General features: G+C 68.1%; 15 protein-coding genes and 1 riboswitch. Of the genes, 7 read left to right on the top strand and 8 right to left on the bottom strand.

Going from position 1 to position 14,333, the window contains the following annotated elements:
* Positions 1 to 72: 72 nt before the first annotated feature.
* Positions 73 to 2,229: a GumC family protein gene (locus AZOLI_RS25920; RefSeq protein ID WP_244442649.1), complete on the bottom strand. Its 2,157-nt coding sequence runs from the start codon at positions 2,227 to 2,229 to the stop codon at positions 73 to 75.
* A gap of 392 nt (positions 2,230 to 2,621) precedes the next feature.
* Between AZOLI_RS25920 and AZOLI_RS25915 the strand changes: the two genes are divergently transcribed.
* From AZOLI_RS25915 to AZOLI_RS25900, 4 genes are all read left to right on the top strand, one after another.
* Positions 2,622 to 3,329, top strand: a complete 708-nt coding sequence (locus tag AZOLI_RS25915) for a Crp/Fnr family transcriptional regulator (protein ID WP_014189614.1) — start codon at positions 2,622 to 2,624, stop codon at positions 3,327 to 3,329.
* Positions 3,330 to 3,462: 133 nt separating this feature from the next.
* Positions 3,463 to 3,897 (top strand): RusA family crossover junction endodeoxyribonuclease, encoded by a 435-nt coding sequence (locus AZOLI_RS25910; RefSeq protein WP_014189613.1) that lies wholly within the window; start codon positions 3,463 to 3,465, stop codon positions 3,895 to 3,897.
* The gene (locus tag AZOLI_RS25905; protein ID WP_014189612.1) at positions 3,894 to 4,562 is read left to right on the top strand and encodes a hypothetical protein; all 669 of its coding nucleotides are present in this window, start codon (positions 3,894 to 3,896) and stop codon (positions 4,560 to 4,562) included. The genes AZOLI_RS25910 and AZOLI_RS25905 overlap by 4 nt, the downstream gene beginning before the upstream one ends.
* Positions 4,563 to 4,673: 111 nt before the next feature.
* Entirely contained in the window at positions 4,674 to 4,877 is a 204-nt protein-coding gene (locus AZOLI_RS25900) for a YgaP family membrane protein (RefSeq protein WP_044553183.1), read from the top strand.
* Between the two features lie 78 nt (positions 4,878 to 4,955).
* Here AZOLI_RS25900 and AZOLI_RS25895 read toward each other — a convergent pair whose 3' ends face one another.
* Positions 4,956 to 5,525, bottom strand: a complete 570-nt coding sequence (locus tag AZOLI_RS25895; protein ID WP_044553362.1) for an ActR/PrrA/RegA family redox response regulator transcription factor — start codon at positions 5,523 to 5,525, stop codon at positions 4,956 to 4,958.
* 36 nt (positions 5,526 to 5,561) lie between these two features.
* Positions 5,562 to 6,968, bottom strand: coding sequence for an ActS/PrrB/RegB family redox-sensitive histidine kinase (locus AZOLI_RS25890; protein ID WP_014189609.1), 1,407 nt, complete (start codon positions 6,966 to 6,968; stop codon positions 5,562 to 5,564).
* A 78-nt stretch (positions 6,969 to 7,046) separates the two neighbouring features.
* On the opposite strand from AZOLI_RS25890, the gene AZOLI_RS25885 reads away from it, so the two are divergent.
* From AZOLI_RS25885 to tenA, 3 genes are read left to right on the top strand one after another with little or no spacing between them, the layout of a single operon-like run.
* Positions 7,047 to 7,856, top strand: a complete 810-nt coding sequence (locus tag AZOLI_RS25885) for an ABC transporter ATP-binding protein (protein WP_014189608.1) — start codon at positions 7,047 to 7,049, stop codon at positions 7,854 to 7,856.
* Positions 7,843 to 8,694: an ABC transporter permease gene (locus AZOLI_RS25880; protein WP_014189607.1), complete on the top strand. Its 852-nt coding sequence runs from the start codon at positions 7,843 to 7,845 to the stop codon at positions 8,692 to 8,694. The genes AZOLI_RS25885 and AZOLI_RS25880 overlap by 14 nt, the downstream gene beginning before the upstream one ends.
* A 49-nt stretch (positions 8,695 to 8,743) precedes the next feature.
* Positions 8,744 to 9,430: a thiaminase II gene (gene tenA, locus AZOLI_RS25875; RefSeq protein ID WP_014189606.1), complete on the top strand. Its 687-nt coding sequence runs from the start codon at positions 8,744 to 8,746 to the stop codon at positions 9,428 to 9,430.
* A gap of 34 nt (positions 9,431 to 9,464) precedes the next feature.
* Here tenA and AZOLI_RS25870 read toward each other — a convergent pair whose 3' ends face one another.
* From AZOLI_RS25870 to AZOLI_RS25850, 5 genes are all read right to left on the bottom strand, one after another.
* Positions 9,465 to 10,418: a lipid II:glycine glycyltransferase FemX gene (locus tag AZOLI_RS25870; protein ID WP_014189605.1), complete on the bottom strand. Its 954-nt coding sequence runs from the start codon at positions 10,416 to 10,418 to the stop codon at positions 9,465 to 9,467.
* 79 nt (positions 10,419 to 10,497) lie between these two features.
* On the bottom strand, positions 10,498 to 11,076 hold the full coding sequence (locus AZOLI_RS25865; RefSeq protein WP_014189604.1) for a manganese efflux pump MntP: 579 nt from the start codon (positions 11,074 to 11,076) through the stop codon (positions 10,498 to 10,500).
* Between the two features lie 82 nt (positions 11,077 to 11,158).
* Positions 11,159 to 11,285: riboswitch (yybP-ykoY riboswitch) on the bottom strand.
* Positions 11,286 to 11,311: 26 nt separating this feature from the next.
* Entirely contained in the window at positions 11,312 to 12,646 is a 1,335-nt protein-coding gene (gene guaD / locus AZOLI_RS25860) for a guanine deaminase (protein WP_014189603.1), read from the bottom strand.
* A 36-nt stretch (positions 12,647 to 12,682) separates the two neighbouring features.
* Positions 12,683 to 13,870 (bottom strand): urate hydroxylase PuuD, encoded by a 1,188-nt coding sequence (locus AZOLI_RS25855; protein ID WP_044553182.1) that lies wholly within the window; start codon positions 13,868 to 13,870, stop codon positions 12,683 to 12,685.
* Between the two features lie 186 nt (positions 13,871 to 14,056).
* Positions 14,057 to 14,245 carry a hypothetical protein gene (locus AZOLI_RS25850; protein WP_014189601.1) on the bottom strand — a complete coding sequence of 63 codons (189 nt, stop codon included), beginning with the start codon at positions 14,243 to 14,245 and terminating at the stop codon, positions 14,057 to 14,059.
* Between the last annotated feature and the right edge of the window lie 88 nt (positions 14,246 to 14,333).

The following is a 14,333-nucleotide window of genomic DNA, read 5'->3' as shown; positions in this document are numbered from 1 at the left end:
GGAAACGTCTTTTGAATCACGCGGCAAAAAGCCCTCTCCCGCCCTGTGGGGCGGGAGAGGGGGGAGCCTTCCTCAGTTCGCGTAGTAGCGGCGGTAGCCGTGGTACCGGCCGCTGTCGGGGAACTCGTACTGGGCGTGGCGCCGGGTATCGACCTGACTGAACAGGACGCCCACCACCTCGCCGCCGGCCTCGACCACCTCCTTCAGGCCGGCCATGGCGGTGCCGCGCTTGGTCAGCCCCCAGCGGACGATGAAGACGGTCTGGTCGGCGAGCGCTGCCAGCAGCTTGCCTTCCGACACCGCCAGGACCGGCGGCGAATCCAGGACCACGCGGTCGTAGTTGACCGACAGGCGCGACAGCAGCTGGTGCATGCCGGACGAGCCCAGGGCATCCTGCGGCAGCGACCTGCCATGGCCGGCGGAGATGACGTGCAGGCCGGTGCGCGGATCGACCTGGATCGCGTCCTCCAGCGCCGCGGTGCCGGCCAGCACCTCCGACAGGCCACGGTTGTTGGCCATGCCCAGCATCTCGTGCAGGCACTTCCGCCTGAGGTCGCAGTCGACCAGGATCGTCCGCTGGCCGGCGTTGGCGCAGGTGCGGGCGAAGGCCGCGGCGACCGAGCTCTTGCCCTCGCCCGGAACCGACGAGCTGAACAGGATCACCCGGTGCCGCCCGTCGGGATTGGCGAGCAGCAGCGAGGTGCGCAGGTTCTGCATCGATTCCGCGAAGGCGGAGACCGGCTTGTCGACGACGTAGCTGGCGGGCGAGCCGCCGAAGCGCGGAATGCGCGGCACGATGCCCAGGCTGCGCACGCCGGTCGCCAGTTCGAACTGGTGCGGGCTGCGGAAGCCGCCGTCGGCCCGTTCGCGCAGCATGGCCAGAAGCACGCCCAGGGTACCCGACGCCACCAGCGCCAGAAGCACGATCAGCTTGCGGTTGGGCTGAGACGGGTCGAGCGGGATCGACGCCTCCGACACCACGCGGGCGTCGGGCTGGCGCATGTCGGTCTGTGCCGCGATCTGCTGCGAACGGGTCAGCAGCGACTCGTACATCGCCTGCGCGGTGGTGGCGTCGCGTTCCAGGGTGCGCAGGCCGACGGTCGCCTGCTGCTGTTCGTTCTGCTTGGCCTCAGCCTGATCCAGGCTGGCCTTCAGCCCCTGCTCGCGGCCCTTCGCCAGTTCCACCTCGTTGCTGAGGTTGGAGACGATCTTGCCGACATCGGACCTGATCTGGCCTTGCAGGTCGCGCAGCTGGCTCTGCAGGGCCTGCAGCATCGGGTGCCTGTTGCCGTAGCGGTTGGTGGCGTCGGCGATCTGCCGCTGCAGATCGACCTCGCGCTCGCGCAGGGCCTGGATCAGCGGGGATCCCAGCACGTCGCCGACCGCCGAGGCGCCGCGCGGCGAATTGGCCATCGCGGTGACGTCGCGCAGCTTGGTCTCCGCCTCCTGCCGCTTGGTGCGGGCCAGGATGTAATCGGCGTTCAGCTGGCTCAGCTGCTGGCCGACCACGGTGCTTTCATTGACCGACGAGGTGGTCAGGCCATGCTGGGTCCGGTACTTCTCCACCGCGTCGCCGGTGGTCTGCGCTTCCCGGCGCAGGTCGGCCAGCCGTTCCTCCAGCCATTGGGTGGCGCGCTTGGACGCCTTGAACTTCTCGTCGAGCTGGTCGACCAGATAAAGGTCGGCCATGGTGTTGGCGATCAGGGAGGCCTTGCGCGGGTCCTCGCTGTCGAAGCTGACGGCGATGACGTAGGAGCGGCCCTGCGGCCGGACCGACGTGTTGTCGAGCACCTCGTTGACCACGGAGGTCAGTTGGTTGCGCTCGATCTCCTCGGGCGACAGCGGCACGCCGCCGGTCTGCTTCCAGCTGTCGGGAATCCAGTTGCGCGGGTTCAGCGCCGTCACCCATCCTGGCGACGGCGGCCGCAGCGAGGCGTTGAATTCCGGATCGTTCATCAGCTTCAGCTTCGCCACCACCTTCTCGGCGAAGGCCGGCGACTTCAGGATGGCGACCTCGCTCTGCAGGGCGCTGACGTCGGGCGTCATGTCGGACACCACGCCTTCGAAATTGAGGACGGTGTTCTTGCGGTGCTCGACCATGATCAGGGTCTCGGCCGTGTAGAGCGGCGTCATCCGGAACGCGGCGAGGACCGCCAGTCCGGTGCCGACCACGATCACCGTGCCGATCAGCAGCTTGTGCCGCCGCAACAGCCCGGTGGTCCGGCGCACCGCGCTGGCGGCGCTGGCCGACAGATCGTATGAGATACCGGGGGAGACGGAACCTGGACCCCGCCGAGATTCAGGGTTATTGCGTCGGGGTTGTTCCTGAAGTTCCTGGGTGGCCAAGGGGTCCTCCTCGCGTAACGACCGAATGCGCGGCCATAGGACCGTCCGTTAGCCCGATCCGCCGTTTCGGACAGTGGCTGCTGTCCGGCGGGCAGGCTCGGCGGTTCGTCCGATTGGCTGAAACGCAGTGTTAGTCCAGCCGTTGCATCGACCATCCAGTGCATGCGGCGAGCAATGGGCGCGCAGTGGGTAGCCTTCCTGACCCTGCTGCAGTGCAGTATGGACCGCAGGGACGGGACGGGGGATAATAGGGGTTACTCGGAAGGACAGGTTCCATGACCAACGAACGAGTGGGCGAACGAGCGGGCGAACGGACCGACTGGGCTGCGCTGATCCCCACGCTCTTCCCAACGCTGGCCAGGCTCGAACCGGACTCGGCGGCCTGCCTGGGCAACGCCGGCCGGCGGGTGAACGTTCCCCGCGGAACCGTCCTGTTCCGTGCCGGAGACCGTTGTCACACCTTCATGATGGTGCTGGACGGCGCCGTGCGGGTGCAGATGGCGTCGGAAACCGGGCGCGAGATCGTGCTTTACCGCGTTTCCCGCGGGGAGACCTGCATCGTCACCACCGCCTGTCTGCTGACCGACAATCCCTACAGCGCCGAAGCGGTGGCCGAGACCGACATCGACGCGGTGGCGCTGGCGGCCGGCCCCTTCCACGATCTGGTGGCCCGCTCCGCCGCCTTCCGCGACTTCGTCTTTGCGTCCTTCGGCAACCGGCTGACCGGCATGATGATGCTGATCGAGGAGGTCGCCTTCGGCCGCATCGACCTGCGGCTCGCCCGTTTCCTGGCCGACCGGCGCGACGATGCCGGGGGGCTGGACATCACGCATCAGGCCCTTGCCGTGGAACTGGGGACCGCGCGCGAAGTGGTGAGCCGCCAGTTGAAGGAGTTCGAACGCCGCGGGTTCGTGGCGCTGTCGCGCGGCCGGATCCAGGTGCTCGACCCGGTAGCGCTCGTGGCGCTGGCGGAGGATCGGTAAGGCGCCGACCGGGCGTCCATTCACCCATCATCTGCCTTAACCTTCACAGAATACGCGCTTCGGGCATTGAAGCGCTCATTTTCCTCATATAAAAGCTGAGCAGCGCCAAACACGATGCAATCAAAGCGGGCGAATGCCGGACATCGACACGCTTTACCCTTTTGAAGTGGTGCTGCAGGGCGTTCCTGCCTCGCTTCAAAGCAAAAGCGCCAAAAATAGGGATGCCTGGAAGGAACGGGTTGCGGCTGCCGCCCGTGAGCGCCAGAGGGAAAGCTATGAGCTGGGTTTTCTCGACGATCGCCCTCTCGCCGTTACCATCTACTATTTTCCCAGCGATCCGATGACCGGCGACATCGACAATATCGTCAAGCCGATCATGGATGCGATGATCGGTATCGCCTATCTGGATGACCGGGTGGTCGAGCGCGTAACCGTCCAAAAGTTCGAACCGGATGTCGGCTGGGAGTTCCGGACACCGAGCGACCGTCTGGCCCTTGCATTGGATATCGAGCCGCCGGTGCTGTACATTCGCGTCGATGACGATCTGGTCTGGAGGAGAGTTCAATGAGCATGCCGGCTCACGCCTGGTCGGAAGAGACCGAGGCGGAATTCCTCGAAGGCCTGCGCGCACGCTATGAGGCTGAGGGATATACCTTCACAATCGCCCCTGAGTCCTCCCTGTTGCCGCCTTTCCTGGGGTCGTACATCCCCGACGCCTTGGCCCGGAAGCCGGGACAGAACATCGCCATCGAGGTGAAGCGCCACCCGACCCGACCCGCCGATTGGCAGTTGCAGGACATCCGGCGGCTGTTCGACGGACATCCGGATTGGCAATTGAGCGTTGTCCACCGGGCCGCAGCATCGGGGCAAGCCGTCGTGGTTCCGACCGCTCCGCCGGCGGCCATCCGCCGCCGCCTGGAGGAGACACGGGCGCTGAGTGCCCTGGGGCACCGTCGTCCTGCATTCGTCATGGCTTGGGCACTGCTGGAAGCTGCCGTCCAGTTGGTGGGCGAGGCTGAACGCAAGCCAAATTCCGCACACACGCCCGGTTCCCTCATCCAGACGCTCGCAATGAACGGCTATATCGCCCCTGCGACGGAACGCCGCATGCGTGAGCTGACCGGTTTGCGCAATAGAATCGTACATGGGGACATCGAAGCGGAACCGGCTTTCGGCGATGTGGAAGCCATACTGTCTGCCGTCGAAGAGGTTCTCGACACGAACGCCACCTGATCCGACCCCCTGTGACTCCGTCACAGACGGCCGGTACCATCGCGGCATAAACCGGTGCGATGCGGGACTCGGGTCCCGTGGACATCGCTTCAATACCGGACAGGTGCCGCCATGAATTGCCGCAATATGGGCCCGGTGGATCGCGCGCTGCGCGCCATCGTCGGACTGATCCTGCTTTCGCTGACCGTCGTCGGGCCGCAGACCCTGTGGGGGCTGGTCGGGCTGGTGCCGCTGCTGACGGCCTTCGTCGGCTACTGCCCGGCCTATACGCTGCTGGGCATCAAGACCTGCCGCACGGAAGACCGCACCGCCTGACGGGCGCATCCGCCGGACATGCGAACGGCCCGCCTTTCGTGGCGGGCCGTTCGCATTTTCTCCAGGAACTCCCCGCGCTCAGGCGCGCGGGGCGTGCTTGTTCAGGATGCGCTGCAGGGTGCGCCGGTGCATCTTCAGGCGGCGCGCGGTCTCCGAGACGTTGCGGTCGCACTGTTCGAAGACGCGCTGGATATGCTCCCACCGCACGCGGTCGGCCGACATCGGGTTTTCCGGCGGCTGGGGCAGCGGACGGCCGTCGGCCAGCAGGGCCGATTCGACAGCGTCGGCGTCGGCGGGCTTGGGCAGATAGTCGACAGCGCCGGCCTTCACCGCCGCGACGGCGGTGGCGATGTTGCCATAGCCGGTCAGCATGACGACGCGGGCGTCGGGGCGGGCGTCGCGCAGGGCGGACACCACGTCCAGCCCGTTGCCGTCGCCCAGCCGCAGGTCGACCACCGCGAAGGCGGGCGCGGATTCCTGCGCCACCTCGATGCCGAGCTGCACGCAATCGACCGCGACGACGTTGAAGCCGCGCTTTTCCATGGCGCGGGCCAGCCGCGTGCGGAAGGGGGCGTCGTCGTCGACGATCAGGAGGCTGCGGGTGACGTCGCCAGTGAATGTCAGTTTGACGGCATCGCCCGACAGCAGGTCATCGGTTGTTTTGAGGGTGTCCACCGTAAAACCTCATTTCTTGGCGTTGATGGTTTTCCAGCGCACGGAAATCCGCGCACCCGTTCCGCCCTGATTGGAATGCCCGCCGGCGGTCTGATCGGCGGGCGGGGTGCCGGCCGGCGGGTTGTTGGTCGGAGAGTTGTTGGTGTAGCGCACCGTCGCGCCGGTCTTCTCCAGCAGCGTCTGCGCGATGAAGATGCCCAGCCCCATATGCCCGCCGCCCGTCTGCCCCTTGGGGCCGGAGCGCTCGCCGCGCACGGACAGGTACGGCTCGCCGATGCGGCCCAGCAGATGGGGCGGGAAGCCCGGACCGTCGTCCATCACCGTGATGGTGACGCCGCGGCCGTCCCAGGCGGCGGCGACCGTCACCTTGTGGCGGGCGAACTGGTGGGCGTTCTGGATGAAGTTGCCGATGCCGTGGATGATCTCCGGGCTGCGGCGCAGGAAGGGTTCTTCCGCCTCGCCAACCGGGTGGGGTTCCACGACGAAGTCGATATGGCCCAGCCGATGCGGCGCCGCGGCGGCTTCGATCAGCGTGGTCAGCGGCAGCCGTTCGAACGGGTCGCCGCCGTCGGCCTCGGGCTTGCGCGCCAGATCGGCAAGGATCTCGCGGCAGCGCATCACCTGGCTCTGCAGAAGCTCGACATCCTCGCCATAGGGGCTGTCGGGCGGCAGGTCGCGCGCCAGCTCCTTCGCCACCACGGCGATGGTGCCGAGCGGCGAGCCCAGCTCATGCGCGGCGGCGGCGGCGAGCGCGCCCAGGGCACCGAGCCGCTGTTCGCGGGCAAGCGCCACCTGCGAGGCGGCGAGCGCATCGGCGAAGCGCCGCGCCTCGGCGGCGACGCGGAAGACATAGCCGGCGATGAAGACCGACGACACCGACAGCGACAGCCACACGCCGAAGGCATAAAGCGGCGCCATCGAGCGCACCGGCTCCTCCCACGGCAGCGGAAAGTGCCAGAGGGCGAGCGCGGTCAGACAGATCAGGTTCAGCCCGGTCAGCAGCACCGTGCTGTAGCGCGACAGGATGGCGGCACCCACCGTCATCGGCGCCAGCAGCAGGATGGCGAAGGGGTTGCTCAGGCCGCCGGTCAGATAGAGCAGCAGCGTCAGCTGCAGCATGTCATAGCTGAGATACAGCGCCGCGTCGCGGTCGGCCAGCCGCAGCCGGCCACCCTGCTGCGCCATCGCCACCACGTTCAGCAGGGCCGACGCGCTGACGGCGGCCAGGACCGGCCCCAACGGCAGCGGGAAGCCCAGGCCCAGGCTGACGAATCCGACCGCCGCCAGCTGCCCGATCACCGCGACCCAGCGGATCAGGATCAGCGTGCGCAGCGTGATGCGGCCGTCGGGCTGCGCCCATTGCGGCGGCGCGGCGGCCGGAACCGGGGCGGGCAATACGCTGGCGAGCGTCATCATGATCGATACCCCTGGCCTGCATGCCCGTCGCCCGCATGCCCCTGGCGGTTGCGGCTCCCGCCGCCATATTCTGTGCCCATGACCGAGCGAACCATCCCACAGCATCCGCCCGCCATCCGGGTGGCCGGGCTGACCAAGCGCTTCCCCACGCCCGGCGGCGGGGAGGTGACGGCTGTCGACGCCATCGACTTCACCGTTCCGCGCGGCAGCGTGACCGGCCTTCTGGGCGGCAACGGCGCCGGCAAGACGACGACCATCTCGATGCTGCTGGGGCTGTTGCTGCCGACGGCCGGGACGGTGGAGATCCTGGGCGTCGACATGGCGCGCCATCGGCATGCCGTGCTTCCGCGCATGAACTTCTCCTCCCCCTACGTCGAGCTGCCCCATCGGCTGACGGTGCGGGAGAACCTTACCGTCTATGCCCACCTCTACGGTTTGACATGCGTCAAAAAGCGCGTCCGGGAATTGTCCGAGCATCTTGACCTGACGCGTTTTCTCGATCGTCCGTCCGGCGGGCTGTCGGCGGGGCAGAAAACCCGCGTGGCGCTGGCGAAAGCCCTGCTGAACGACCCGGAGCTTCTGCTTCTGGACGAGCCGACCGCCTCGCTCGACCCCGACACCGCCGACTGGATCCGCACATATCTGGAGCGCTACCGCGCCCGCACCGGCGCCACCATCCTGCTCGCCTCCCACAACATGCTGGAGGTGGAGAGGCTGTGCGACGGCGTGCTGATGATGCGGCAGGGGCGGATCGTCGACCGCGGCGCGCCCTCCGCCCTGCTCGCCCGCTATGGCCGCCAGACGCTGGAGGAGGTGTTCCTCGACATCGCGCGCGCGTCCGACGGCGCAACGATCCTGGCCGGGGAGGCCGCCGATGCAGCCGAATGACGCGACCGCTCCACAGCCGATCCCGCGGGCCAACTTCTCGCTGCGCCGGGTCGGCGCCATGGTGCTGCGCTACTGGTATCTGCTGCGCGGGTCCTGGCCGCGCATCCTGGAGCTGGCCTATTGGCCGACCATGCAGATGATCCTGTGGGGCTACATCAACCAGTTCATGGCCTCATCCAGCGGCGGCGGCAGCGGCTGGGTGGCGCAGGGGGCCGGCGTGCTGGTCAGCGCCGTGCTGCTGTGGGACGTGCTGTTCCGCGGCCAGCTCGGCGTCTCCATCTCCTTTCTGGAGGAGATGTGGTCGCGCAACCTCGGCCATCTGTTCGTCAGCCCCTTGCGCCCCGGCGAATGGGTGACGGCGCTGATGACCATGAGCCTGCTGCGCACCCTGATCGGCGTTCTGCCGGCGGCGGCGCTGGCGATCCCCTTCTTCGGCTATTCGGTCTTCGCGCTCGGCCTGCCGCTGGCCGCCTTCTTCGCCAACCTGATCGTGCTGGGCTGGTCGCTGGGGCTGCTGATCGTGGCGCTGATCCTGCGCTATGGCATGGGGGCGGAGGGGCTGGCCTGGATCGTCGTCTTCATGCTGGCCCCGGTCAGCGCCGTCTATTACCCGGTCTCGGTCCTGCCGGCGTGGCTCCAGCCGGTCTCGTTGGCCCTGCCGTCCGCCCATGTGTTCGAGGGCATGCGGGCGCTGGTGTTCGAGGGTGCCCTGCGCTGGGACCATCTGGCTTGGGCGGTCGGGCTGAACGCGCTCTACATGGCGGCGGGCGTGGCGGTGTTCCTCTACGCCTTCCGTCAGGCGCGGGTGCGCGGAGCGTTGCTGCAAACGGGCGAATGATCGCTAGACTGTGCGCCCACCTTCGTCAGAGACACCGGAGTCCGCAGCCATGACCGCCCCCGCTTCCCGCCCCGACCTGTTCGACCGGCTCGTCGCCGAGTCCCGGCCGGACTGGACGGCCTATGTCGACCACGCCTTCGTGCGCGGGATGGGCGACGGAACGCTGCCGCAGGCGTGTTTCCGCCATTATCTGGTGCAGGATTACCTGTTCCTGATCCATTTCGCCCGTGCCTATGCGCTCGCCATCTACAAGGGCCGGGACCTGCGCGAGATGCGGGCGTCGCTGGGCGGGCTGAAGGCGATCCTGGACGTCGAGATGGATCTGCATGTCGGCCTGTGCGCCGGCTGGGGCCTGCCGGCGGCCGAGCTGGAACAGGCGGCGGAGGCCAAGGCGACGATGGCCTACACCCGCTATGTGCTGGAAACCGGCCTGCGCGGCGACCTGCTGGATCTGCATGTGGCGCTCAGCCCCTGCGTCATCGGCTATGCCGAGATCGGCCGGCGGTTGGCCGGGTTGCCCGGTGCGCTGGACGATGCCAACCCCTACCGCGCCTGGATCGCCGAATATGCCGGCGACGCCTATCAGGAGGTGGCGCGGGCGGCGCGGGAGACTCTGGACCGGCTGGCGGCCGACGGGATGACGGAGGCGCGCTTCCCGCGGCTGCTGACGGTATTCCGGCAGGCCTGCCGCCTGGAGGCGGATTTCTGGGAAATGGGAATGACGCTGGCGGGGTGAGGGTGGCGCATGTGCGGGAGCGCGTCGGCCCCCGTCAGCGGTACAGGCCGACCGTCTCCACCTTCTCCCCGCCCAGGCCGAGCTTGAATTCGGTGACGCCCGGCGCATCGTCCGGGTTGATGCCACCGAGATCGAGCGTGGTGACGCCGCGCGCCTTCAGCTCCCCGATGGCCCGCCACAGCACAAGCCGCATGGCGTTGGTTTTGCGCCCGGCCTCGTTCGACCAGCCGATCTGGTAGGTCGCCGCCTGCCCATGGATGAACAGCAGAGCCGCTGCCGCCGGTTCCTTTCCGGCAAGCGCCGTGATCATCAGCACGCCGCCGGCCTTGTGCATCGCATTGCGCAGCCGGACGATCAGTGGCCCCGAGGCGCTGCGGTATCCCTTGGTCTGCGCCTGCTTCTGGTCCTGGCGGGCCAGCCAGGGCAGGTTCTGCGCCGCCGGATCGACATCGAGAACCAGCCCGGCCGACTCGGCAGCCTTCAAACCCTTGCGCCATGAACCGGCGAAGCGGGCGCGGATCGCCTCCAGGTTCGGCGACAGGTCGATCCAGACCGTCTGGTAACCGGGGCCGATGCGGCGGAAGCCGCAACGCTCCATCACCGCCGCCATCTCCGGCGTGGCCGGCAGTTCGGGCAGGAAGCTGACACGGCTGAACAGAGTGTTGGGGTATTCGCGCCGCAGCAGCCTGAACGCGGCCTCGGCGACATCCGGGGTCGGCGTCTCGCCGAACCACAGCGGGCCGCGATGGATGTGTGTCTGGCGGAACAGCTTCAGCGCACGGCGCTGCAGCACCTGCACCAGCCCGATCGGACGCTCCCCCTCATGGATCAGGCCCAGGCGCGGGACATAGCCGTGCGTCTTCGCCATCGCGCTCGCATAGCCGAAGCACTGCGGCAGCGTCGAGCGTGGGATCGCGGCGTAATGCCGGCCCCATTCGCCGACGGTGCCCTCGTTCCAAAGGATGGTGACGGTCGAATCCGCAGTCATGGCTGAAGGCATCGTTGCAGGACGTCGGTCGGTGCTTGGGCCAGAGCGGGAGTCCGCATGAGCGATCGGTCGCGGCGTCTCACCCCAGCGTATGCTCCAGCAGGATCTTGGAACCCAGCCCGATCAGCACCACGCCGCCGGCCATTTCCGCCCAGCGCCCCAGATGCTTGCCGGCGGCGCGCCCGATCAGCACCCCGCCGAACGCCACCGCGAAGGTCACGACGCCGATCAGTGCCGACGTCGTTACCATATCCACATCGACCAGCGCCAGACCCGCCCCCACGGCGGCGGCGTCGATGCTGGTGGCGACGGCGGTTGTCAGCAGGGCCAGCCATTCCGCGCGCGCGCTGCGCACCGGTCCGCAATCCTCCTCGCCCTCATCCTCGCCGGCCATGATGGCGTTGCGCAGCATCGCGCCGCCGACCGCCAGCAGCAGGCCGAAGGCGATCCAGTGATCGACCGATTCGACGAGGCTGGCAAAGGCGATGCCGATGCCCCAGCCGACCAGCGGCATCGCGAACTGGCAGGCGCCGAAGGCCGCACCCACGCGCACCGCCTCGGGCAGGCCGGCACGGCGCGAACAGGCACCGCGGCCGAGCGCCGCGGCGAAGGAATCCATGGACAGGCTGAAGGCGAGCGCGAGGGACGTGGCGATCATGGCTATTCCCGGGCCAGACAACGCAGTGGAACCGGACGGACTCCGGCTGGCCGCGGAGATGCCCGATCCACTGGTCTCGCCGGGTCGGCCCGCTGGCCGCCGTGCGCGCCATGGCGGTAACGGCCGGAGGCCGGAACCATCCAAGTCTGTTGACGCGAACCCCGCCCGGTCCGAATGCCGGCGGGTGGCTACTCCCCAATGACGGCGGAAGTCCTATCCGGACTAGGGGCTTGGGTCAAGCGCCCGATTGCCGCAGATGCGAATTCCGGCCGCGCAGGTAGGTGGCGGCCACCGACCGGTCGTCGCCCAGGGTCACCTGGATGAACAGCTCCTCCTCCAGGTTTCCTTCGACCGCCTTCATGCGATGTCGCATAGCCGGCGTGGCGGCGGGGTCGAGCACGACGAGGTCGGCCCAGCGGCCGGGCTCCAGGCTGCCGATCTCGTCGGCCATGCCCAGCGCCTCGGCATTGCCGCGGGTCATCCAGTGCAGGGCAGACAGCGCCGGCAGGTTCTGGCGCCGCAGCTGCAGCACCTTGTAGGCCTCCGCCGCCGTGCGCAGCATCGAATAGCTGGTGCCGCCGCCGACATCGGTGGCGAGGGCGGTGCGCACCGGACGCTGCGGCATCGACAGGGCGTCGAGGTCGAACAGGCCGCTGCCGATGAACAGGTTGCTGGTCGGGCAGAAGACGGCGACCGACCCGCTTTCCGACAGCCGGCCCATCTCCGCCTCCGACAGGTGGATGCAGTGGCCGAACAGCGAGGTCGGACCCAGCAGCCCGAAGCGGTCGTAGACGTCGGTGTAGTCGCGGGCGCCGGGGAACAGGCGGCGCACCTCGGCGATCTCGTCGGTGTTCTCCGACAGGTGGGTCTGCATGTGGACGCCGGGATGCTCGCGCAGCAGCGCGCCCGCCGCCTCCAGCTGCGCTTCGGTCGAGGTGATGGCGAAGCGCGGGGTGACGGCATAGCGCTGCCTCCCCTTGCCGTGCCAGCGGCCGATCAGATCCTTGCCGTCGCGGTAGCCGCTCTCCGCCGTGTCGGTCAGGGCGGCGGGCGCGTGGCGGTCCATCATCACCTTGCCGGCAATCAGCCCGGCGCCGCGGGATTCGGCCTCCGTGAACAGGGCGTCGACCGACTGCGGATGGACCGAGCCATAGACCACCGCCGTGGTCGTGCCGTTGCGCAGAAGCTCGTCCATGAAGAAGGCGGCGTTGGCGGCGGCGTGGACCGGGTCGGCGAAGCGCTGCTCCTCGATGAAGGTGTATTTTTCCAGCCAGTCGAGCAGCTGGGCGCCGTAGGAGGCGATCACCTGGGTCTGCGGGAAATGGATGTGGGTGTCGATGAAGCCCGGCAGCACCAGCTTGCCGCCGTGGTCGTCGACCGCCACCCCCTCCGGCACCCGGCCGCGCAGGTCCGCCCAGTCCCCGACCTCCAGAATCCGCCCGTCGGCCCCCACCAGCAGCAGCCCGTCCTCGTGATGGCGCACGGCATCGAAATCGCCCGGCCCGGCGGGCGGGCGGTGGAAGCTGAGCAGGCGTCCGCGGATGGCGGCAGTGATTGACTGGTCGGGCATGGGGATCCGGTTCGATAAGAAAGCTATGAGAGCGGGTTACTTAATGCCCCCCGACCACGCCGCCAACACCGCGCGCTCCTGGGGCGTGATTCCGGTGATGTTGGCGGGGGGCATGGCGCTGCTGAAGCCGGCCTGCAGGCGGATCTGCTCGGCATGGCGGCGGATGCCGTCGCCTTCCAGCACCACGCCGCGCGGCGGGGTGGCGATGCCGTCCCACACCGGTTGGGCGGCGTGGCACATGCTGCAGCGGGTGGCGACGATCTCCTCCACCTGGGCATAGCCGACCTTCTCCGGCGTCGCCGCGGCCGTGTCGCCGCTGGCGGGCCCCATGGTGCTGAGCCAGACGCAGCCCAGCATTCCGGCGGCGGCAACCCCCCAGGTCCACCAGGGCGTCGGCTTGCCGGCATGGCGGCTGTTGAAGAAGTGGCGGATCGCCGTACCGACCACCAGCACCAGCGCCACCATCACCCAGTTGTAGCGGGTGGAGCTGACCAGCGGATAATGGTTGGACAGCATCAGGAAGACGACCGGCAGGGTCAGGTAATTGTTGTGCAGCGACCGTTGCTTTCCCTTCTTGCCCAGCGACGGATCCGGCGTCTCGCCGCGCAGCAGGGCGGCCACCGTTTTGCGCTGGTTGGGGATGATGATCATGAAAACGTTGCAGGCCATCATGGTCGCCATCAGCGCACCGACCTGCAGCATGGCGCCGCGCCCGCTGAAGATCTTCGTCATGCCCCAGGCGGTCGCCACCAGCAGCACGAAACCGGCGGCCGCGAGCGCCCTGTCGTTGCGGCCCAGCGGCGACTTGCACATCAGGTCATAGGCGACCCAGCCCGCCACCAGCGCCGCGACGCTGATCGCCACCGCCTGCCAGGGACCGAGCGCCATCACGTCCTGGTCGATCAGGAACAGGTCGGCGCCGCGGTAATACAGCACGCACATCAGGAAGAAGCCGCTGAGCCACGTCGCGTAGGATTCCCACTTGAACCAGGTCAGCTCCTCCGGCAGCTGCGGCGGGGCGACCATGTATTTGGTCATGTGGTAGAAGCCGCCGCCATGGATCTGCCAGGCATCGCCCGCCGTCCCGGCCGGCGCCCCCGCACGGCGGCGCAGCGAGGCGTCGAGATGGATGAAGTAGAAGGACGATCCGATCCAGGCGATGGCGGTGACGACGTGCAGCCACCGCGCCAGGGCGTTGATCCACTCCCACAGGATGGGCTCCATCACACGCGCGCTCCTTCCGGTCAGGGTCCGGGACTGGACTCTCCGGGTGGGAGTCTACGGCGAGTGAGCGGGTGCGGAAAACCACGCTCCTGTCCCAACAGCTTCAAAAAATGGCGAAAGATGGAGGATCGGCGCTGCAAGACCTGCGATGGAAGCAGATGCGCCTCTGGACCGGCTCGCGGAACTTCACTCCGCCAAATCCCCCGGCACCGGAAGCTCTTCGCCCTCCTCGCGGCGGAGCATCCAGATCAGCCAGCGTTCGGTATCGATCAGGAGGCGCCGGGTTTCCACGCTGTCGCAGCTGCGGCTGTGTTCGCGCAACAGGCGGATGGCACGGCAAATGGCGGATTGCGGGTCGGCGGATCGTTCCGGCACGGCGGAGTCCCTGGTGGGAGATGATGTCCGTCGACACATAGCGGACCAATCCGCAACCAAACCGTGATCTTTCTGGGCTGCGAGCCGG

Origin of the sequence: Azospirillum lipoferum 4B, from assembly GCF_000283655.1 — a bacterium.
GTDB classification, from domain to species: domain Bacteria; phylum Pseudomonadota; class Alphaproteobacteria; order Azospirillales; family Azospirillaceae; genus Azospirillum; species Azospirillum lipoferum_C.
This window is presented reverse-complemented; position numbering and strand designations above follow the sequence as displayed.

Excerpts from the sequence above, each read along its gene's own strand:
- AZOLI_RS25870 (WP_014189605.1), bottom strand. The coding sequence starts at position 10,418 with ATGACTGCGGATTCGACCGTCACCATCCTTTGGAACGAGGGCACCGTC.
- AZOLI_RS25855 (WP_044553182.1), bottom strand. The coding sequence starts at position 13,870 with ATGGAGCCCATCCTGTGGGAGTGGATCAACGCCCTGGCGCGGTGGCTG.
- tenA (WP_014189606.1), top strand. The coding sequence starts at position 8,744 with ATGACCGCCCCCGCTTCCCGCCCCGACCTGTTCGACCGGCTCGTCGCC.
- AZOLI_RS25910 (WP_014189613.1), top strand. The coding sequence starts at position 3,463 with ATGCCGGACATCGACACGCTTTACCCTTTTGAAGTGGTGCTGCAGGGC.
- AZOLI_RS25905 (WP_014189612.1), top strand. The coding sequence starts at position 3,894 with ATGAGCATGCCGGCTCACGCCTGGTCGGAAGAGACCGAGGCGGAATTC.
- AZOLI_RS25890 (WP_014189609.1), bottom strand. The coding sequence starts at position 6,968 with ATGATGACGCTCGCCAGCGTATTGCCCGCCCCGGTTCCGGCCGCCGCG.
- AZOLI_RS25880 (WP_014189607.1), top strand. The coding sequence starts at position 7,843 with ATGCAGCCGAATGACGCGACCGCTCCACAGCCGATCCCGCGGGCCAAC.
- AZOLI_RS25915 (WP_014189614.1), top strand. The coding sequence starts at position 2,622 with ATGACCAACGAACGAGTGGGCGAACGAGCGGGCGAACGGACCGACTGG.
- AZOLI_RS25885 (WP_014189608.1), top strand. The coding sequence starts at position 7,047 with ATGACCGAGCGAACCATCCCACAGCATCCGCCCGCCATCCGGGTGGCC.
- AZOLI_RS25865 (WP_014189604.1), bottom strand. The coding sequence starts at position 11,076 with ATGATCGCCACGTCCCTCGCGCTCGCCTTCAGCCTGTCCATGGATTCC.
- AZOLI_RS25900 (WP_044553183.1), top strand. The coding sequence starts at position 4,674 with ATGAATTGCCGCAATATGGGCCCGGTGGATCGCGCGCTGCGCGCCATC.
- guaD (WP_014189603.1), bottom strand. The coding sequence starts at position 12,646 with ATGCCCGACCAGTCAATCACTGCCGCCATCCGCGGACGCCTGCTCAGC.